15 protein-coding genes are annotated in these 18,738 nt (G+C 67.8%); 7 read left to right on the top strand and 8 right to left on the bottom strand.

All coding sequences use genetic code 11. The features are described 5' to 3' along the window. Position 1: 1 nt before the first annotated feature. Positions 2-2,236 carry a TonB-dependent receptor gene (locus ACIQTU_RS06475; RefSeq protein ID WP_400544100.1) on the bottom strand — a complete coding sequence of 745 codons (2,235 nt, stop codon included), beginning with the start codon at positions 2,234-2,236 and terminating at the stop codon, positions 2-4. Between the two features lie 199 nt (positions 2,237-2,435). On the opposite strand from ACIQTU_RS06475, the gene ACIQTU_RS06470 reads away from it, so the two are divergent. Together ACIQTU_RS06470 and ACIQTU_RS06465 are read left to right on the top strand one after the other, a co-directional pair. Beyond that, positions 2,436-3,959 carry a carboxylesterase/lipase family protein gene (locus ACIQTU_RS06470; RefSeq protein ID WP_400544097.1) on the top strand — a complete coding sequence of 508 codons (1,524 nt, stop codon included), beginning with the start codon at positions 2,436-2,438 and terminating at the stop codon, positions 3,957-3,959. Next, positions 3,956-4,657, top strand: coding sequence for a TetR/AcrR family transcriptional regulator (locus tag ACIQTU_RS06465; protein WP_400544094.1), 702 nt, complete (start codon positions 3,956-3,958; stop codon positions 4,655-4,657). The genes ACIQTU_RS06470 and ACIQTU_RS06465 overlap by 4 nt, the downstream gene beginning before the upstream one ends. 48 nt (positions 4,658-4,705) lie before the next feature. Here the strand turns inward: ACIQTU_RS06465 and ACIQTU_RS06460 are convergent, their stop codons facing one another. Further along, on the bottom strand, positions 4,706-6,208 hold the full coding sequence (locus ACIQTU_RS06460; protein WP_300195607.1) for a CoA-acylating methylmalonate-semialdehyde dehydrogenase: 1,503 nt from the start codon (positions 6,206-6,208) through the stop codon (positions 4,706-4,708). A 103-nt stretch (positions 6,209-6,311) separates the two neighbouring features. Here ACIQTU_RS06460 and ACIQTU_RS06455 point away from each other — a divergent pair, with 103 nt between their 5' ends. Further along, on the top strand, positions 6,312-7,190 hold the full coding sequence (locus ACIQTU_RS06455; protein WP_400544091.1) for a LysR family transcriptional regulator: 879 nt from the start codon (positions 6,312-6,314) through the stop codon (positions 7,188-7,190). Positions 7,191-7,198: 8 nt separating this feature from the next. On the opposite strand, the gene ACIQTU_RS06450 is transcribed toward ACIQTU_RS06455, so the two are convergent. Beyond that, positions 7,199-8,023: a hypothetical protein gene (locus ACIQTU_RS06450; RefSeq protein WP_400544088.1), complete on the bottom strand. Its 825-nt coding sequence runs from the start codon at positions 8,021-8,023 to the stop codon at positions 7,199-7,201. A 348-nt stretch (positions 8,024-8,371) separates the two neighbouring features. Here ACIQTU_RS06450 and ACIQTU_RS06445 point away from each other — a divergent pair, with 348 nt between their 5' ends. Beyond that, positions 8,372-8,944 carry an OmpA family protein gene (locus ACIQTU_RS06445; protein WP_400544085.1) on the top strand — a complete coding sequence of 191 codons (573 nt, stop codon included), beginning with the start codon at positions 8,372-8,374 and terminating at the stop codon, positions 8,942-8,944. A gap of 100 nt (positions 8,945-9,044) precedes the next feature. Here ACIQTU_RS06445 and ACIQTU_RS06440 read toward each other — a convergent pair whose 3' ends face one another. From ACIQTU_RS06440 to ACIQTU_RS06430, 3 genes are all read right to left on the bottom strand, one after another. Next, a complete protein-coding gene (locus tag ACIQTU_RS06440) occupies positions 9,045-10,520 on the bottom strand; it encodes a cobyric acid synthase (protein ID WP_400544082.1) in 1,476 nt (491 codons plus the stop codon). A gap of 127 nt (positions 10,521-10,647) precedes the next feature. Next, entirely contained in the window at positions 10,648-11,007 is a 360-nt protein-coding gene (locus ACIQTU_RS06435) for a hypothetical protein (protein ID WP_400544079.1), read from the bottom strand. 2 nt (positions 11,008-11,009) lie between these two features. Continuing rightward, the gene (locus tag ACIQTU_RS06430) at positions 11,010-11,396 is read right to left on the bottom strand and encodes a response regulator (RefSeq protein WP_400544076.1); all 387 of its coding nucleotides are present in this window, start codon (positions 11,394-11,396) and stop codon (positions 11,010-11,012) included. A 339-nt stretch (positions 11,397-11,735) separates the two neighbouring features. Here ACIQTU_RS06430 and ACIQTU_RS06425 point away from each other — a divergent pair, with 339 nt between their 5' ends. Genes ACIQTU_RS06425 through ACIQTU_RS06415 form a run of 3 tightly spaced genes read left to right on the top strand, consistent with a single transcriptional unit; the run spans position 11,736 to position 16,704 of the window. Beyond that, positions 11,736-14,600 carry a chemotaxis protein CheW gene (locus ACIQTU_RS06425; protein WP_400544073.1) on the top strand — a complete coding sequence of 955 codons (2,865 nt, stop codon included), beginning with the start codon at positions 11,736-11,738 and terminating at the stop codon, positions 14,598-14,600. Next, the gene (locus tag ACIQTU_RS06420; RefSeq protein ID WP_400544071.1) at positions 14,597-15,115 is read left to right on the top strand and encodes a chemotaxis protein CheW; all 519 of its coding nucleotides are present in this window, start codon (positions 14,597-14,599) and stop codon (positions 15,113-15,115) included. Before ACIQTU_RS06425 ends, ACIQTU_RS06420 begins: the two co-directional genes overlap by 4 nt. Further along, positions 15,112-16,704, top strand: a complete 1,593-nt coding sequence (locus ACIQTU_RS06415) for a methyl-accepting chemotaxis protein (RefSeq protein ID WP_400544068.1) — start codon at positions 15,112-15,114, stop codon at positions 16,702-16,704. The genes ACIQTU_RS06420 and ACIQTU_RS06415 overlap by 4 nt, the downstream gene beginning before the upstream one ends. Here ACIQTU_RS06415 and ACIQTU_RS06410 read toward each other — a convergent pair. Together ACIQTU_RS06410 and ACIQTU_RS06405 are read right to left on the bottom strand one after the other, a co-directional pair. Continuing rightward, positions 16,691-17,533, bottom strand: coding sequence for a CheR family methyltransferase (locus tag ACIQTU_RS06410; RefSeq protein ID WP_400544065.1), 843 nt, complete (start codon positions 17,531-17,533; stop codon positions 16,691-16,693). The two genes, ACIQTU_RS06415 and ACIQTU_RS06410, sit on opposite strands and share 14 nt — an antisense overlap. Beyond that, complete coding sequence (locus tag ACIQTU_RS06405) at positions 17,530-18,594, bottom strand: chemotaxis response regulator protein-glutamate methylesterase (RefSeq protein WP_400544062.1); 1,065 nt, start codon at positions 18,592-18,594, stop codon at positions 17,530-17,532. The genes ACIQTU_RS06410 and ACIQTU_RS06405 overlap by 4 nt, the downstream gene beginning before the upstream one ends. Positions 18,595-18,738 lie beyond the last annotated feature (144 nt).

Genomic DNA, 18,738 nt, shown 5'->3' with positions numbered 1-18,738 from the left:
CCTAGAAGTTGGCGGTCACGCTCAGCGTCACGGTGCGCGGTGCACCGTAGAAGCCAATGACGGAATCGCCGGTGATGGCGCCCGGGAAGTTGTACCCGCCGGCGCGATAGCGCTCGTCGCCCAGGTTCCGACCGGCCAAGCTGACGCGGTAGCGAGCGTCCGGCGCGGTCCACATCAGGGTCGCGTCGTACAGCCAGTACGATCCTTGATCGAGCAACGGGATCGGCGTCTCGAACATCTGGGTCGCGCCGCGATAGGACGCCATCGGGGTGAAGATGAGCGAGCCGCGATCGCCCAGATCGACACTGTATGGCAGCGCGATATTGGCGGTCCAATCGGGCGTGTTCTGGAAGTGACGCTGGTCGGCCATGTTCTCCCGCTTGCCGGTCAGCGGGTTGAAGGTGACGAACTCATTGAACTTGGCGTCCAGGTAGCCGAGCGTCAGACGCGGGATGAAGCTGTCAGTGACCCGCGCGCTGGCCTCCAGCTCCCAGCCCCAGATCTCGCTGGAGCCCGCATTGTCGACAAAGCTGACAACCGAGGCGGGCGGGATGAAGAACTGCGAGGTGATCTGCTGGTCGGTATATTCCGACTTGAACAGGGCCGTGGCGAAGTTGATCCGACGGTCCAGCAGCGAACCCTTCAGCCCGATTTCGTAGGTGTCGACCAGTTCCGGCTGATAGCCGTCAATCGTCTCGGGGTAGAGGGAGGCGTCGCCGCGCATGTCGAACCCGCCCGACTTGAAGCCCCGCCCGTAAGAAGCGTAGCCCGTCAGTTCCGGCGTGAACTTGTAGCTGGCGCTGATCCGGGGCGTGAACTCCGAATAGGTGTCCGAGTTGGTGTAGTCGGTCGAGGGGCGTCCCGCCGGGATGGCCGCGCTGTTGCCGAAGAAGGGGCTCTTGATGCCCAGATAGTTCTGGCGGAGCTGGTCGACGCTCTTCTTGTCCTGGGTCCAGCGGCCGCCGACTGACAGCGACAGCTGGTCCGTCAGATCGTAGCTGAAGTCGGCGAAGACGGCGAAGCTCTCGGTGTCCACCTTGCCGCCGGTGAAGGTCGTCAGACCGGCAGGCAGGCCCGGGCCCATGCTGGGGTAGAGCCCGATGACAGTGTCGAACGCGCCCTCGGCCGAGGCGTCCATGTAGAAGAGGCCCGCCACGCCCTGCCAGCGCTCGCCTTCGAACAGCAGCTGGAACTCCTGGGTGAACTGGCTGTCGGCGTAGTAGCCCGGAATGTCGAGGATGGGCTGCGGCAGACCGTCGAAGTCGATGCCATCGCCCTTGGTGTCGCCGTCGCGCCAGGCCGTGACCGATTTGAAGGTCAGGGCGTCGTTGACATTCCACTCGCCGGTAAAGGACAGGCCGCGCGTGCGGACATAGCCGTCGTCGCCGATGCCAGCCCAGGTGTCATAGACGCTGCTCGGGCTGGGGGCCTTCAGGCGATAGCCGTGACGGGCGTTGGAATCGTCCTGGGTGATGTCGCCCGCCAGACGGAAGAAGAGGTCGTCGGTCGGCGTCCATTCGACGCTCAGACGCCCCGCCGTGACGTCCTTGTTGTAGTGTTCGGCGCCTGTGGTCAGGTTCGTTCCATAACCGTCGCGGGTGTAGCGGGCGACCGCGCCGCCGATGCGCAGGGTGTCGGTCAGCGGGGTCGAGCCCGAGGCGATCAGGTCGACCTGGTTGTAGCTGCCGTAGGCGCCCTTGAGCGTCAGTTCCGGGTCCTGACCCAAACGCTTGGTCACGTATTTTATCGCGCCGCCGATGGTATTGCGGCCGTACAGCGTACCCTGCGGTCCGCGCAGGACTTCCAGGCGTTCGATGTCGAAGATGTCGAGCACCGCGCCCTGCGGACGGGCCACATAGACGTCATCGACATAGAGGCCGACGCCCGGCTCAAAGCCCCACAGCGGGTCTTGCTGGCCGACGCCGCGGATGAAGCTGGTCAGGGTCGAGTTGGTGCCGCGCGCGATCTGGACCGTGGCGTTCGGGGTCTGCTGCTGCAGGGTGGTAATGTCAGCGGCGCCGGTCTGTTCCAGGCGCTCGCTGCTGACGGCGGTGACGGCGACCGGCACGTCCTTCAGGCTTTCCTCGCGGCGGCGGGCGGTGACGACGATGTCGTCGACGCTTGAGGCCTGCTCTGTCTCTGTCGCCTGCTGGGCAAGGGTCGGCGCCGCGCAGAGCGAGGCCGTGATGAAGACGCTGGTCATCAGCGCCAGACGCAACTGTCCTGTCGTTCGCATTTTCGTTTCCTCATCCACGCGCGGTCGTTGGTCGCCGCTGATCTGTGTTGGCCCGACGGTGGTCCGCGAACAGGCCCGCTGTCAACATCATTCATTCTTGCATGAATGAAACTTCATCGAACGGCTCGACAGTCGGGCGAGCGTTGTTCATTCTCAAATGAACGAGCGCGGCGAAGATCGCGCCTCAAGGGACGGAATTATGGATCAGATCAATCTGGCCGCGACGTCGCCCGTCGTGCGCACCCCGTCTGGCGACCTGCGCGGTCGTCGCGAAGGCCCCGCGAACGTGTTTCGGGGCGTACCCTATGCTGCGGCACCAGTGGGCGAGCTGCGCTGGAAGGCGCCGCAGTCGGTTCCGACGTGGGAGAGCGTACGCGAGGCGACGGAGTTCGGCCCCTCCGCCCCTCAGGCCGGTCCCGCCGACGTGGCCGACATCGTCGCCATCGGCGGCGCGCCGGAACCCACCGGCGAAGACTGCCTGACCCTGAATGTCTGGGCGCCCACCGAAGCCGCCGCGCCCGCGCCGGTCATGGTCTGGCTGCATGGCGGATCGAACCGGATGGGGGCCGGCTCCCTACCCTTCTATGACGGCGCCGCCTTCGCCCGCGACGGCGTGGTGCTGGTCAGCGTCAACTATCGCCTGGGCCAGCTCGGCTTCTTCGCCCACCCCGCTTTGACGGCGGAGGCCGCGCCCGACGCCCCCCTGGGCAATCAGGCTCTGCAGGATCAGATCGCGGCGCTGGAATGGGTGCGCGATCACATCAGCGCCTTCGGCGGCGACCCGTCCAACGTCACCCTGTTCGGAGAATCCGCCGGGGGCCTCAACATCCTGGCCCTGATGACGGCCAGGCGAGCGCGCGGCCTGTTCCACAAGGGCATCGTCCAGTCCGGCGGCGGCTGGCTGCCCGCCACGCCCCTGAAAACAGCCCGGGAACGCGGCGCGGCGGCGGCGACTGCTCTTGGCCTGACCAACCCCGACGCCACCGCCCTGCGCGCCGTCGCGCCCGAGCATCTGACAGCGATCGAGGGCGCCTTTGGTCCGGTCATCGACGGGCGGCTGCTGGATTACGACCCCATCAGCGCCTTCGCACGCGGCGACTTCGCCGACGTGCCGCTGATGATCGGGGTCAACAGCGGCGAGGATTCCCTGCTCAACTACGGCGGCGGACTGAAACGCTTCGGCCAGTTGATCAAGCCGAACGCCAGGCTGGCCGCCCTCTATCCGCAGGCCAATGGCGACGAGGAGCAGTTGATCCGCCTCGGCTTTCGCGACTTCGCCTTCGCCGCCCCGGCGCGGTGGGTGGCGTCGCGTCCGCGCAAGTCGAAGGCCTGGCTTTACGCCTTTGACTATGTCGAGGAAGCCCGGCGCGAGACCATGCTGCGCGCCGCCCACGCCGCCGAGATTTTCCACGTCTTCGAGACCCTTGACCACCGCCCCGACGGCGCCCCGCCGGCGACCGAGGCCGACCGCGCCGTCAGCGCCGCCATGCACAAGCGCTGGATCGACTTCGCCAGGACGGGCGCTCCGGGCGCCGACTGGCCCGCCTACGTCCCCGCCGACGACGCATGGATGGTGTTCAACGACACGCCCGGCGGCGAAGTTCGCCGAGGCTGGTGGAAGGCGGCGCTGGACCACCATGGACGCAAGGGGAAGCTGCTGATCCTGCTGCTGCGGGCGCGGGATCGCCTGCGAACCCTGTTCTCGGCTAAAGTCGCGCGATGACCGCCACCGAGACCAGGGCACGCCCCAGGGCTACGCCGAAAGCCAAAGCCCCGCCCAAGCCCAAGGCCCAGCGCCGCGAGGAGACGACGACCCGCATCCTCGACGTGGCCGAGGCCCTGTTCGCGCGCGACGGCCTGCACGGCGTCACCCTGAAGGCCGTGGCCAAGGAGGCCGGCGTCGATACGGCCCTGCTGCACTATTATTTCGACGACAAGAACCGGCTGTTCTCGACCGTCTTCGGTCGCCGCGCCGAGGTGGTGAACCAGCTGCGCCTCGACAGTCTGGACCGCTATGAGGCCGAGCACGGCGACGCCATGACCGTGCGCGGCGCCATCGACGCCTTCCTGCGTCCGCTGTTCATCCTGTTCGATAACGGCGACAAGGCCTGGCTGAATTACGCCGCGCTCGTGGCCCAGGTGAACAACACACCGGCCTGGGGCGGCGACACCATGCACCAGCATTTCGACCCGGTGATCGACCGCTTCATCGGCGTGCTGAAGCGCATCGCGCCGGAGACGCCGCCGCGCCAGATCTACTGGTTCTATCACCTGCTGTCAGGGTCCCTGACTCTGTCGCTGGCCCAGACCGGCCGTATCGACGTCCTGTCCGGCGGCCTGTGCAAATCCTCGGAAATGGCCGCCATCTGCGACGCCATGGAGGCCGTCTTCACCGGCGGCTTCGAGGCCATCCGGCGCTAGAGCAAAGAAAAACCCGACCTCAGGATCTGAGGTCGGGTTCCGGTCTCATCAGCCCATCGTCGGAATGACGAAGGAGCTGTCGGCGTGTTCCAGCTCGCTGTCAGGCCAGCGGGCCGTGACGGTCTTGGTCTTGGTCCAGAAGCGCAGACCTTCCATGCCGTGCTGGTTGATGTCGCCGAAGGCCGAACGCTTCCAGCCGCCGAACGAGTGATAGGCCACCGGCACCGGGATCGGCACGTTGATGCCGACCATGCCGACGTTGACGCGGGCGGCGAAGTCGCGGGCCGCGCGGCCGTTCTGGGTGAAGATGGCGACGCCGTTGCCGTATTGATGCTTCGACGGCAGGCTCAGCGCCTCCTCGAAGCTGGCGGCGCGCATGATCTGCAGCACCGGGCCGAAGATCTCTTCCTTGTAGGATTCCATCTCGGGCTTGACGTGGTCGAACAGCGACGGGCCGATAAAGAAGCCCTTCTCGTGGCCCTGCAGGCTGAACTCGCGACCATCGACGACCAGTTCGGCGCCTTCTTCCACGCCCTTGTTGATCCAGCCCAGGACCTTGTCCTTGTGGGTCTGGGTGACGACCGGGCCGTAGTGGGCCTCGGCGTCGGTCGAGACGCCGACGCGCAGGTTGGGGATTTCCGAGACCAGACGCTCGCGCAGTTCATCGGCGGTGCGCTGACCCACCGGCACCACCACCGGCAGGGCCATGCAGCGTTCGCCGGCCGAGCCGTAGGCCGCGCCGGTCAGGTCCTTGATCACCTGATCCATGTCGGCGTCGGGCAGGACGATGCCGTGGTTCTTGGCGCCGCCCATGGCCTGGACGCGTTTCCCGTGCTGGGCGCCCATCTGATAGACATAGTGAGCAATGTCGGACGAGCCGACGAAGCTGACGGCGTGGATGTCGGGGTGGGTCAGGATGGCGTCGACAGCGACCTTGTCGCCGTGCACGACGTTCAGCACGCCCTTGGGCGCCCCGGCTTCCATCATCAGTTCGCCCAGACGAACCGGCAGCGACGGATCGCGCTCCGACGGCTTGAGGATGAAGGTGTTGCCGGCGGCGATCGCCATGCCGAACATCCACATCGGGATCATGCCGGGGAAGTTGAACGGGGTGATGCCCGCCACGACGCCCAGCGGCTGGCGCATGGAATAGACGTCGATGCCGGGGCCCGCGCCTTGCGTGTATTCGCCCTTCAGCGCGTGCGGGATGCCGCAAGCGAATTCAATAACTTCCAGGCCGCGCTGAATATCGCCTTTGGAGTCGGCGATGACCTTGCCGTGTTCCGAGGACAGCAGCTCGGCCAGCTCGTTCATGTTGGCCTCAACCAGGCGCTTGAACTCGAACATGACGCGGGCGCGGCGCTGCGGGTTGGTCGAGGACCAGCCTTCAAAGGCGGCCTGGGCGGCCTGAACCGCGCGATCCATCTCGCTGACGGTCGCCAGCTGGACGCGGGCCTGAACCTCGCCGGTGTTGGGGTTGAACACGTCGCCGAAACGGCCCGATGCGCCGTCGAAAGCCGCACCGTCGATGAAGTGGCGAATGTCGCGCATGGAGGCGTTTCCCTGTGATGTCGTTGTTCGTTTCATCATGGCCTAGCAGACGGACGCCGAACCACCCATTGCAATCTTGCATCCTATGCTGTGCATTCCTGCAATGTTCGACTGGGACGACGTCCGCATCTTCATCGCCGCCGCTCGCGCCGGCTCGCTGGCCACGGCGGCGCAGCGGCTGGGCATCGACGCGGCCACGGTCGGGCGGCGCGTGGCGCGGCTGGAGACGGCGCTGAAATCGACCCTAGTAGTGCGCTCGGCGTCCGGCCTGCTGCTGACGGCGGCGGGGGCGCAACTGCTGGAGACGGCGCTGGACGCCGAAAGCGCCATGGAGGCCGCCGAACGCGTGACGCGGCCCGACCTGATCGCCGGCACCGTGCGCATCAGCGCCTCGGAAGGCTTCGGCGGCGCCGTCCTGGCCCCCGCCTTGCCCGACCTGCTGGCGGCGCATCCGGGGCTGAATATCGAACTGGCGGCCAGTTCCGGCTTCCTGTCGCCCAGCCGCCGCGAGGTGGACATGGCCATCACCCTGAGCCCCGCCGCCAGTCCGCGCCTGATCGTCGAACCGCTGACACCCTATCAGTTGGCGCTCTACGCCGCGCCGGAGCATCTGGCCCGGCATGGCGCGCCGGACAGGGTGGACGACCTGCCGAACTTCGACATCGTCGGCTACGTCGACGACCTGATCTATGCACCGGAGCTGCATTATCTGGACGAGATCCGCCCCAACCTGAGGCCGCGCCTGGCCTCATCCTCGATCCGGGCCCAGCGGGACATGATCGCGGCGGGAGGAGGCATCGGCGTTCTGCCCTGCTTCCTGGCCGAGGGGCTGACGCGTGTCCTGCCCGACGCCGTGCTCATCGAGCGTCGCTTCTGGCTCAGCACCCACCGCGAGGTCCACGGCACGGCCCGACTGAAGGCGGCGCGGCGGTGGATCAAGACCCTGTGCCGCGCCGCCGCCGAACAGCTTTCCCCTTATTAGGCGCCCTGTTAGACGCCCAGCAGGTCCGACCAGCGCCACTGGCCGGTCCCCAGCGCCAGCTTGGGCGCGCCGGGGTCGTCGCTGAGGGTCACCACCACATAGCCGCGCACCGTCTGCGACTTGCACTCGCGCGGGGAAAAGCCGACCACCACGGCCACGGCCTGACGCACGCCGGCCAGACCCTTGCCGTCCTGACCGGGGCTCAACACCCAGTCGCCGTTCCAGATGACGATGGCCCGGCCTCGCGCGCCGGACGACTGATAGGCCTCGGTCAGACGCGCCCGGATGCGCGGGTCGTCGCGCAGGGCGTTCTGCAGCCGCTCGACCATGTTGCAGACCCCGCCCGACCCCGAGCCGGACCCCGACCCGGAACCGCTGCCGGAGCCTGTGCCCGTCCCGGTCCCGGCGCCACTGCCCACGCTGCCGCCGCCGCCCGCTGTCATCGCTCCGGCCAGGGCGCTGTCGCCGAGAAAAACGTAGGAGACGCTGGGCGCCGGCGCGGAGATGGGCACAGGCTCGACCGTCGGCGAGCGCGGCGCCGGACGGCTGGGACGCGGCGTCGGCCGGGCGGCCGGCGCGGGCGCGGCCTTGGCGGGCGTCTTCACCGGCGTGGGCGCAGGCGACGGCTTCGGCTCGGGCGTCGGAGCGGCGGCGGCCTTGCCGCCCCCGGCCTCTTGCTCCGCCGGTTCCGGCGCGGGCGGCGGCGGCAGGGGCTCGACCAGTTCGACCTCCACCGCCTTCCACTCGGGCGGGAAAACCGGCGTCTTGACCGGCGCCAGCAGAATGACGGCCAGAACCAGAAGGTGGGCGGCGATGCTGATCACGATCGTCATCGCCCGCGCGCCGCGACGCCTGCGCGCGCGCGCGGCTGCATCCGGCCGCGTCATTCAGGCTCGACCCGCCGCTTCAGAATCTCAACCAGAGATCGCATCGCCATATGTATTCCGCAGTCGATCTCGTCGCTCGAGACCAGCATTTCAAAGGATCAGCCACTCGCGTCAGGATCATGGCGCTCGGGATACAACGCACGAGAACAGCGAAAAACGCAGATATTTGAACTTTTTCTATGGTTAAGCTGGCACCTTTTCTTCCGCTACGCGTCTCTACCGCGCTGTTCCTGTTCCGGCAGGTTCTGCGTGCGCACATCCGGGATTAGCGCCCCGGCACGAAGGAGACTTACCTTGATCAAATTGACATCTCGAGCGGTGGCCGTGACCAGCGTTGTGCTGATCGGCGGCCTGGCCGCCAGCGGGTGCGCCAGCCATCGCTTCGTGCGCGACAACGTGGCCGTGGTCGACGAACGCGTCACCCAGGTCGACAATCACCTGACCCAGGTCGAAGGCACCGCCGGCGAGGCCCTGGCCCGCGCCAACGCCGCCCACAAGCTGGCCGAAGGCAAGTTCCTGTACGAGGTCGTGCTGTCGGATGACTCGGTGAAGTTCCCGGTCAACCGCGACGCCCTGTCGCCCGAAGCCGAACAGCGCCTGACCGAACTGGTCCAGCGCCTGAAGGCCGAAAACCGCAACGTCTATCTGGAAATCCAAGGCTATACGGACTCCTCCGGCGACGCCCGCTACAATGAGCAACTGGGTCAGGCTCGCGCCGAGGCGGTTCGTCGCTTCCTCAGCGACCAGGGTATCGCCCTGAACCGCATGGCCACCATCTCCTACGGCGAGGCCAAGCCGATCGCGCCGAACAACACCGCCGAAGGCCGGGCGCAAAATCGTCGCGTCACGATCGTCGTCCTGACCTGATCTGCGGGCGGCGGCTCGCAGCGGGGCCGCCGCCGTAATGCCCGCCGCCGGGACGTCCCCGGCTCCCTGCCCTGTCTCGCCGGATCAAACCGCCGGACGCTCAGGTCAGCCCTGCGATACGCCCCAGCGCCGTAATGTCGAAGTGCGTTTCCAGAACCGCAGCGATCCGGTCCAACGCCTGATCGACGCGCGATGCCTGATCAACGCCGTCGCTGACCGCGCCCAGCTCCGCCAGCAGGGCTGTGCGCGCCTCGGCCCGGTCGAAAATGCCGTGGACATAGGCGCCGCTGATCCGCCCGTCCGCCGACACCGCGCCGTGCGATCGCCCGTCGATCCGGGCGAACGGTCGCACCGTATCCACCCCCTCGGTTACGCCGATGTGGATTTCATAGCCTTCGACCAAGGCCCTGGACGCCGTCAGCTCTCCTTCGACGCGCCGCAACACCTTGTCACCCGCCAGCACCGTGTCGACGTCCAGCAGGCCCAGGCCCGAAGCCGATCCGGGCGCGCCTTCGGCCCCATCGGGATCGCTGATGCGGCGGCCCAGCATCTGATAGCCGCCGCAGATCCCCAGCACGCGACCGCCGCGCCGCACGTGGGCGGCGATATCCACGTCCCAGCCCTGCGCCCGCAGGAAGGCCAGGTCCGCCAGAGTCGCCTTGGTTCCCGGCAGGATGATCAGGTCCGCATCGCCTGGCAGGGCCTGCCCCGGCGGCACGAAGCCGAAGTCCACGCCGGGCTCGTGCCGCAACGGATCAAAGTCGTCGAAATTGGCGATGCGCGACAGCATGGGCACGGCGATCCGCACCCGTCGCCCGAGCCCGCCCAGTGATGCCCGCTCCAGCACCACGGCGTCCTCAGCCGGCAGACTGCGCGCATCGACCAGCCAAGGCGCCATGCCCAGATCGGACCAGCCGGTGCGCCGTTCGATCTCGGCCCGACCTTCATCGAACAGAGCTGGATCGCCCCGGAACTTGTTGATCAGAAAGCCCTTGATCACGGCCCGATCCGCCGCGTCCAGCACGGCGTGAGCGCCGACCAGGGCGGCGATGACATGGCCACGGTCGATATCGCCCACCAGGGCCACCGGCACGTCAGCCGCCCGGGCGAAGCCCATGTTGGCGATGTCGCCGGCGCGCAGATTGGTCTCGGCCGGACTGCCCGCGCCTTCGACGATCACCAGATCAGCCTCGGCCCGCAGGCGACGAAAGCTGTCCAACACTGTGTCGAGCAAGGCCGCCTTGCGGTCCTGATAGCCCGCTGCCTGCCAGACCCCTTCGACCCGACCGCGCACGACCAGCTGGGCGCCCGTGTCGCTCTGCGGCTTCAACAGGACCGGGTTCATGTCCACGGTCGGCGGCGTGCGGCAGGCGACGGCCTGCAGCGCCTGGGCGCGTCCGATCTCGCCCGCCCGCCCCTCGGCGTCGGGCGCCGTGACGGCGGCGTTGTTGGACATGTTCTGCGGCTTGAACGGCCGCACCGTCAGACCACGATTGGCGAAGACCCGACACAGCCCCGCCACCAGCACCGACTTGCCCACGTCCGAGCCGCAGCCCTGGATCATCAACGCCGCCATAGGCCCGGCTCCCACGCCACGACCGGTCATCTCACTGGAAACGACGCTCCGCCCGGCGCGGGACCATGTTCAAAAAACGAGCGCCGGAGCAACCGTTGACCGCCGCGAAAACAAGCTACGAGTCAGCTCACTCGACCTGATTGAGCCAAGCGTCGATCTGGGACTGATCAAGACCTTGGCCCGGATGGGCCGGTCCATTTTCTAGCCCGCCCCCGACCGGGGCCGAACGCGAAGAAGGATCCGCCGTCCGAGCCCAGATCGATTCCAGCTGCGTCAGCCTTTGGCCGATCACATCCTCGACAGCACAGGCCTGCAACACCTTCAGGAAAGCCTCTTCCACGCGGGGAATAGCCTCGCCGCCGCCCGCCCGAACCAGGTCGATATCGCGCAACCCGGCTTCTGATGCGGACAGCAGCGCCTCGGTCGCCGTCAACAGATCCTGCCGGATGGCGGCGACGACGGCATCGAACGTCTGCGCCTCGGCCATGGTCAGAACTCTCCCAGCACAGCGGTCAGCTTCTGCTTCAACACCGCATGGTTGAAGGGCTTGATGATATAGCTGTTCACCCCCGCCTGGCGCGCCGCGATGACGTTCTCGACCTTGGCTTCAGCCGTGACCAGAACGAAGGGCAGCGTCTTGGTCTTGGGATCGGCGCGCACCGCCTTGAGCAGTTCAAACCCCGTCATCGGCGCCATGTTCCAGTCCGACAGAACCAGGCCGTAGCCGTTAGCGCCGATCATCGTCAGGGCGGTCGGCCCGTCCGTCGCCTCGTCCACGTTCATGAAGCCAAGCTGGTTCAGCAGCCCTCTCACGATCCGCACCATCGTCTTGTAGTCGTCGACGACCAGGATCTTCATCGATTTATCGACAGCCATTATTGCCCTCCATCACCCTCCGTGACCAGGACAGATGAACGGCGATATCGTCAATAAATTCTGGACATTGATGCAGATCAATTTTCAATAACAACAGAATAATAGAGCACATAAATACCCCCTAGGGATAAATACATCACGAAATACCGCAATTTGTTACGCCGTTAGCGCACTTAAGAAACCAATCTCATTGTATATTTTGTAAAAATATTACGGATCACAACGCGTTTATTTATAGCATAAGGATCGAATCTATAGATAACAGCGCCATTCCACGCGTTCACGCGTTTGGCGCCAGCCCTCCGTCGGAACTGCCGCCGCAGAGATCAGGGAGAGGCTGTGGACGAGGTTCTGGGCGACTTCATCGCAGAAACGCGCGAGGGCCTCGAGGCGCTGGACAGCGAACTGGTGCGCTTCGAGCGCAATCCGCACGACCCCGAGCCCCTGGCCAGCGTCTTCCGCCTGATGCACACCATCAAGGGTGCGTGTGGCTTCATCGGCTTGGTGCGCCTGCAACGCGTCGCCCATGCGGCTGAAGAGGTGCTGGGCGGATTCCGCGACGGTTCCCTGACCGTCAGCGCCGCCGCCGTCACCACCATCCTGGAGGCCGTGGACGTGATCCGGGGCCTGATCGACGCCCTGGACGCCACCGGCGAGGAGCCTGCAGGCGAAGACGCCGCCCTGATCGCCCGGCTGGAAGCCGCCTGCGTGCCCGGCGCCCCGGCCACCACACCCGCGCAAGACGACGCATCTCTTCCATTGATCGAACGCTTGGGCGGCGACGCCACGCTGGACGCCGCCGCAGAGGCGGCCACGCCGGCCCTGATGCAGTTGGCCGCGCTCGCGCCCTGCCTTGATGGCGCCGATCCCATCCTGTTGCAGGCCGCCCTGCTGCAGGGCCTGCTGGGCGTCGCGCGCCACGGCGACGCCGGCGCCCTGGTCCGGGCGCTGCATGAGATCGCCGACGTCCGTCTGGACGACGGCATGCCGCAAGCGCTGTTCAACCTGGTCGCCGTCGCCCTGGAAGCCCTGGGCGCCGCAGCCGAGGACGTGGCGGAACTGGGCGTCCGCATCCTGGGCGATCCAAACGCCGCGTCCGAGGCGACGCCCCAGCCCGCGCCCCAATTCGCCCCGCCGCCCACAGCCGACGACGCCCCGCAGGCGCCTGGCAAGTCCGCCGCCACCATCCGCATCAATGTCGAGGTGCTGGAACAGCTGATGCGCTCGGTCAGCGAGCTTGTGCTGATCCGCAACCAGATGATCCAGACCCTGCGGCTGGAGCCGGAAAGCCCCTTCAAGGCCCCGCTGCATCGCCTCAATCAGGTGACCAGCGAGATCCAGGAAAAGGTCATGGTTGCGCGGATGCAGCCGATCGGCGGCGCCTGGTCCAAGCTGCCGCGTCTGGTGCGCGACCTCGAGAACGAACTGGGCAAGCGCATCGAACTGCACATGTCCGGCCAGGAGACCGAGCTGGACCGGCAGGTCATGGAGCTGATCCGCGACCCGCTGACCCACATGATCCGAAACGCGGCCGATCACGGGCTGGAGACGCCGGACCAGCGCCGCGCCGCCGGCAAGGCCGAGGCCGGGCGGATCACCCTGTCGGCGCGCCACGAAGGCGGGGCCATCGTCATCGAAGTGGCCGACGACGGGCGCGGCCTGGCGGTGTCGCGCCTGCGGGCCAAGGCCGTCGCCCTGGACCTGATGTCGCCCGCCGAAGCCGAACAGATGAGCGACGCCGAGGCGATGCAACTGATCTTCCGCGCCGGCTTCTCGACGGCGTCGCAGGTAACCAGCGTCTCGGGCCGAGGCGTCGGCATGGACGTGGTGCGCGCCAACATCGAACAGATCGGCGGAACGATCGAGCTGAACTCCGTCGAGGGGCGCGGCGCCTGCTTCACCGTACGCATCCCGCTGACCCTGGCCATCGTCTCGGCCCTGATCGTCGAGGCGGGCGGCGAGCGGTTCGCCCTGCCCCAGTCCTCGGTCATCGAACTGGTCAGCGCCAGCGGCGCCTCGGGCCGCAACATCGAGACGATCGAGAACGCGCCCGTTTTGCGCCTGCGCGAACGGCTGCTGCCGCTGGTGTCGCTGCAACGTCTGCTGAAGCTGGACGACGAAACTCCGCCTCAGGGCCAGGGCAAGGCGGCGAACGAGACCTGCATCGTCGTCACCCACTTCGGGGCCAGCACCTTCGGCGTCATCGTCGACCGCGTCTTCGACATCGAGGAGATCGTGGTCAAGCCGACCGCCGGGGTGCTGCGCCACCTCAACCTCTATTCCGGGGCGACCATTCTGGGCGACGGGGCCGTCATCATGATCCTGGACCCCAAGGGCGCCGCGCGCACCGCCGGGGTCGACCAGTTGGCCGGGCAGCTATCCACTCCGAGCAGCCACGCCGCCCAGAACGAGACCGCCGCCGCGCCCGAGGAAGAAGCCCTGCTGCTATTCCGCGCCAGCGACGCGACCCTGCGCGCGGCCCCTCTGGCCGCCGTCTCCCGCATTGAGGAGATCGAGGCCCGCCAGATCGAACGCGTCGAGGGCCGCGCGGTCATGCAGTATCGCGGGCGCCTGATGCCGGTCCTGGGCGCCGACGGCGGATCGCCCGAGTGGTTCGGGCCGGGCCGTCGCCCCCTGTTGGTGCTGGCGCGCGAGGAACAGGCCCTGGGCCTGCTGATCGAGGAGATCGTCGACATCGTCGAAACCGCCGCGCGCCCAGACATCAGCGGCGCGGGCGGGCTGACGCTGGGCGGCCTGATCGTCCTGGACCAGGCCGCGGACCTGATCGACGTCGACGCCTATTGGCGACGGGCCTTTGCGGCCAAGCCCACCTCCGCCGGCCCCGCCCCCGGTCTGGACCTGCCCGCCGGCCTGAAGCGCCTGCTGGTGATCGACCCCAGCGCCTTTTCCCAGCTTCTGCTGCGCCCCCTGCTGGCGCAGGCCGGCTATGACGTGACCGTCACACCCGACGCCGAGGGGGCCTTGGCCCGGCACGACGCCGACGAGGCCTACGACCTGATCCTGGCCGACCTGCAGCCCAGCCGTGCGCGCGAGTTCGCCCGCATCCTGGCCCGCGCCGATCAGTGGCACGCCACTCCGCTGCTGAGCCTCAGCCTGCTGAACGGCGGCGGTCCGGCCCTGGACGCCGGCCTGCTGCTCGACGCGGTGTCCAACGCCCTGACGCCCGAAAGCACGGCGGCATGAACGCGCTGAATCCGACGACGGAGGCCGGCCTCGTCTCCATTCAGATCGGCGATCAAACCTTCGGCGTGCCGGTGCTGGAGGTGCAGGACGTCATCACCCGGACGGCGATCAACCGCGTGCCCCTGGCCCCGCCCGAGATCGCCGGTTCGCTGAACCTGCGCGGCCGGATCGTCACCGCCATCGACATGCGCCGTCGGCTGGGCCTGCCGCCGCGGACCGACGATCCCGACGGGGGCGTCTCGGTCATCGTCGAACAGGCCTCGGGCGAGCTGTACGCCCTGATGGTCGATGATGTCGGCGATGTCCTTTGGCTGCCGCCCTCGGCGCACGAGCCGACGCCGCCGACCCTGTCGCCCGCCTGGCGCGACCTGTGCGACGGCCTCTACCGGCTGGAGGCCGACCTCATGCTGGTGCTGCGGACCGAGGCGGTCCTGACCCTGGCGCCGCCTGTCGGCGACACCCCCGATTCACCCCGCCGCACGGCGGACCAGGCCCTTCACGGAGATCGATCATGACCAGCGCAGCCACGGCGCGCAGCGCCCGCGCCCTCGACCAGAGCGTTCAGCCGGTCGAATGGACGCCTGACTTCCAGCAACTGCTGGACGACGCCCCGGTCAACATCATGATCTGCGACCTGATCGACTTCCAGATCACCTACGCCAACAAGGCCACGCTGACGACGCTGCGGTCGATCGAACACGTCCTGCCGATCCGGGCGGACGATCTGGTCGGCGCCTCGATCGACGTCTTCCACAAGACGCCCGCCCATCAGCGCCGGATGCTGGCTGATCCGCGCAACCTGCCGCATCGCGCCAGCATCGAGATCGGCGGCGAGCATCTGGACCTGCTGGTCAGCGCCGTGCTGGACGATCAGGGCCGCTATGTCGCCGCCATGACGACCTGGTCGCTGCAGACCGAGAAGGTCAGGGCGGAGCGCGACAACCAGCGCCTGCTGCAGATGCTGGACGACATGCCGCTGAACGTCATGATGTGCGAGCCGGATGAGCTGCGCCTGACCTATGTGAACCGCCGCTCCATCGAGACCCTGCGCCCGCTGCAGCACCTGCTGGCCGTGCCGGTCGACAAGATGCTGGGCCAGTCCATCGACATCTTCCACAAGCACCCCGAGCACCAGCGCCGGATGCTGGCCGATCACAGCCGTCTGCCGCACCGCGCCTTGATCCAACTTGGCGATCACAAACTGGACCTCAACATCGCCGCCGTGCGCACGCCTCAAGGGCAGGTGTCCGGCCTGATGCTGACCTGGGCCGTCGTCACCGAGCAGACGCGCTTCATCGACCGCGTCAACGACTTCAGCCGGGACGTCGCCGGGGCCGCCGCCGCCCTCAGCAGCATGGCCCAGGGCATGGCCGCCAGCGCCGAGGAGACCAACAGCCAGGCCTCAGCCGTGGCCGTCGCCTCCGACGAGGCCTCCTCCAACGTCCAGACGGTCGCCGCCGCCGCCGAGGAGCTGTCCGCCTCGATCCAGGAGATCACCCGTCAGGTCGAGCAGTCCAGCAGCATCTCACGCCACGCCGTCGAGGAAGCCCTGTCCACCGACGAGACCATGCGCGGCCTGGCGGACTCGGCCGAGCGCGTCGGCGAGGTCGTCGGCCTGATCCAGGAAATCGCGGCCCAGACCAAGCTGCTGGCCCTGAACGCCACCATCGAATCCGCCCGCGCGGGCGAGGCCGGCAAGGGCTTCGCCGTCGTCGCCTCGGAGGTGAAGAACCTGGCCGATCAGACGGCGCGCGCGACCAAGCAGATCGCGGATCAGGTCAACTCGATCCAGAAGGCCAGCCACGCCGCCGTCAGCGCCATCGAGAGCATCCGCCGCACCATCGAACGCGCCAGCGAGGCCTCCTCCGCCATCGCCAGCGCGGTCGAGGAACAGGGCGCGGCCACGCAGGAGATCACCCGCAACGTGCAGGAAGCCGCCATGGGCACGCGCGAGGTCTCGGCCAACATCGTCGCCGTCACCGCCACCGCCTCGGACAACGCCCAGGCCGCCACCGACATGCTGGCGGCGACGGCGGGCCTGACGGAAAAGGCGCGCGAACTCGACGCCCTGCGCGCCGAGATCGAGGCCTTCATGCGCGGCTGACGGCGCTCCGACCGGGGACGGCGCGCCGGAACAGGCCCGCCGCTCCCGGCGTCAGCTCAAAGGCGTCGGTCACGCCCAGCACCGTCTCGGCGCTGCCCAGAAACAGACCGCCGTCCTCGGCCAGGGTCCGGGCCATGCGCTGCAGCACCGCCCGCTTCTGATCCACGTCGAAATAGATCAGGACGTTGCGGCAGAAGACCACGTCGAACGTCCCCGGCAGACTGTCGCTCAGCAGGTTGTGCGGCCGGAAGCTGACCAGAGCGCGCAGTTCCGGGCTGACGCGCCAGCCGTGACCGTCGCGCACGAACCAGCGGTCGCGGCGCGCGTCGGTCAGGCCGCGCCGAACCTCGAAGTCGCTGTAGAGCCCCTCCTCCGCCTTCTGCAGGATCGGCCGCGACATGTCGGTGGCCACGATCTCCAGCCGCCAGCCCGTCAGGCGCGCGCCCATCTCCTTCAGCAGGATGGCGATGGAGTATGGCTCCTGCCCGCTGGAACAGGCGGCGCACCAGATCCTCAGCGTGCGCGTCGCTGCTCGCGCCTCGACCAGTTGCGGCAGGACCCTCCCGGCCAGCAGGTTGAACGGCGTGCCGTCGCGGAAGAAGAAGGACTCATGCGTTGCCATGGCCTCGACGCAGCGCACCACCAAGGGCTCGGCCGACGGCCCGACCGCGCGCAGACGCTCCAGCAGCTGCGGCACGCTCGGCAGCCCCTCGGCCCTGGCCACCGGCCCTAGCCGGCTCTCGACCAGATAGGCCTTGTGCGGCGCGAGGACGAGGCCCGAACGGTCCTTCACCAGACGGCAGAAATGCTCGAAATCCGGCCCGGTCACGCGGCGTTCTCCGTCGCGCGCCGCAGCCAAGGCCCGATGTCGTCCAGCGGCAGGACCGCCTCGGCCAGACCCGTCGCCGCCGCCGCGCCCGGCATGCCCCAGACCGCGCTGGTCGCCTGATCCTGAGCGATGAACCGTCCCCCGGCGCGCGCCACAGCCTCGCAGCCCAGCGCCCCATCGGCGCCCATGCCAGTCAGGATCGCCGCCACCGCCCCGTCGCCGTAGACGGCGGCCATACTGCGCAGCATGGGGTCCACCGCGGGCCGACAGAAGTGCTCGGGCGCGCCCTGATCCAGCCGGATGATCGGCGAGGTCGGGCCGTTCTCGACCGTCATGTGCCAGCCCCCCGGCGCCACATAGATACGCCCCGGCACGACCGGCTCGCCGTCCTTGCCCTCGGCGCAGGGCCGCCCCGCCGCTCGCTCGATCTGTTCGGCCAGCAGGGCGGTGAAGGTCGCGGGCATGTGCTGGGTCAGCAGGATGGACTGGCGCATCGCCGCCCCCTGCAGGTCGCGGAACAGCTTCAGCAGGGCCGGCGGGCCGCCGGTCGAGGCGCCAATGCCCAGCGCCCGCACCACGCGGCGGCGCGTCATCGCCGGACGCGGCGCCCATCTGACCGGCGGCGCGACATCGACTCGAGCCGACCGGTTCGTCAGCCCCAAGGCGTTGATCCGGGCGATCAGATCCCGGCCGAATTCAGCCGCCGTGGCGATCCCGGCCTCGGGCTTGGTCACATAGTCGGCGGCGCCGATCTTCAGGGCTTCCAGACTGATCTCGGCGTTGCGGCGCGTCAGGGTCGACACCATGACCACCTTGACCGAGGGATGCTCGACGACGATCCGCTTTAACGCCGTCAAACCGTCCATGACCGGCATCTCGATGTCCATCAGGACCACGTCCACCGCCTGCTGACTCAGCTCCTTCAGCGCCAGCTCGCCGTTCGACGCCGCCGCCGTCACTTCGACCTGGGGCTCCACCTCCAGAAGGCGCCGGACGACGCCGCGCACGACGGCGGAATCGTCGACGATCATCACTTTGATCGCCTGTGAGGCGTTCACCATTGCCTTCCTCCCCCAACAGCGTCACTGCAACCGCGCCGGACAATCAGTTCAAATGCAGGGCCAAATACGAAGCCCGTCAAGATGAATAGAAGATCGAAAGTTACGATGAAATTCGTAACGAAATGAGATACATCAAGGAAGGGA

Origin of the sequence: Brevundimonas sp. NPDC090276, assembly GCF_044772165.1 — a bacterium.
Lineage (GTDB): Bacteria > Pseudomonadota > Alphaproteobacteria > Caulobacterales > Caulobacteraceae > Brevundimonas.
The sequence above is the reverse complement of the archived record's forward strand: the minus strand, read 5'-3'. Positions and strand labels throughout refer to the sequence as shown.

Bases quoted from the DNA above. Each gene is read 5' to 3' on its own strand.
- ACIQTU_RS06475 (WP_400544100.1), bottom strand. From the start codon at position 2,236: ATGCGAACGACAGGACAGTTGCGTCTGGCGCTGATGACCAGCGTCTTC.
- ACIQTU_RS06470 (WP_400544097.1), top strand. From the start codon at position 2,436: ATGGATCAGATCAATCTGGCCGCGACGTCGCCCGTCGTGCGCACCCCG.
- ACIQTU_RS06465 (WP_400544094.1), top strand. From the start codon at position 3,956: ATGACCGCCACCGAGACCAGGGCACGCCCCAGGGCTACGCCGAAAGCC.
- ACIQTU_RS06460 (WP_300195607.1), bottom strand. From the start codon at position 6,208: ATGCGCGACATTCGCCACTTCATCGACGGTGCGGCTTTCGACGGCGCA.
- ACIQTU_RS06455 (WP_400544091.1), top strand. From the start codon at position 6,312: ATGTTCGACTGGGACGACGTCCGCATCTTCATCGCCGCCGCTCGCGCC.
- ACIQTU_RS06450 (WP_400544088.1), bottom strand. From the start codon at position 8,023: ATGACGATCGTGATCAGCATCGCCGCCCACCTTCTGGTTCTGGCCGTC.
- ACIQTU_RS06440 (WP_400544082.1), bottom strand. From the start codon at position 10,520: ATGGCGGCGTTGATGATCCAGGGCTGCGGCTCGGACGTGGGCAAGTCG.
- ACIQTU_RS06435 (WP_400544079.1), bottom strand. From the start codon at position 11,007: ATGGCCGAGGCGCAGACGTTCGATGCCGTCGTCGCCGCCATCCGGCAG.
- ACIQTU_RS06430 (WP_400544076.1), bottom strand. From the start codon at position 11,396: ATGGCTGTCGATAAATCGATGAAGATCCTGGTCGTCGACGACTACAAG.
- ACIQTU_RS06420 (WP_400544071.1), top strand. From the start codon at position 14,597: ATGAACGCGCTGAATCCGACGACGGAGGCCGGCCTCGTCTCCATTCAG.
- ACIQTU_RS06415 (WP_400544068.1), top strand. From the start codon at position 15,112: ATGACCAGCGCAGCCACGGCGCGCAGCGCCCGCGCCCTCGACCAGAGC.
- ACIQTU_RS06405 (WP_400544062.1), bottom strand. From the start codon at position 18,594: ATGGTGAACGCCTCACAGGCGATCAAAGTGATGATCGTCGACGATTCC.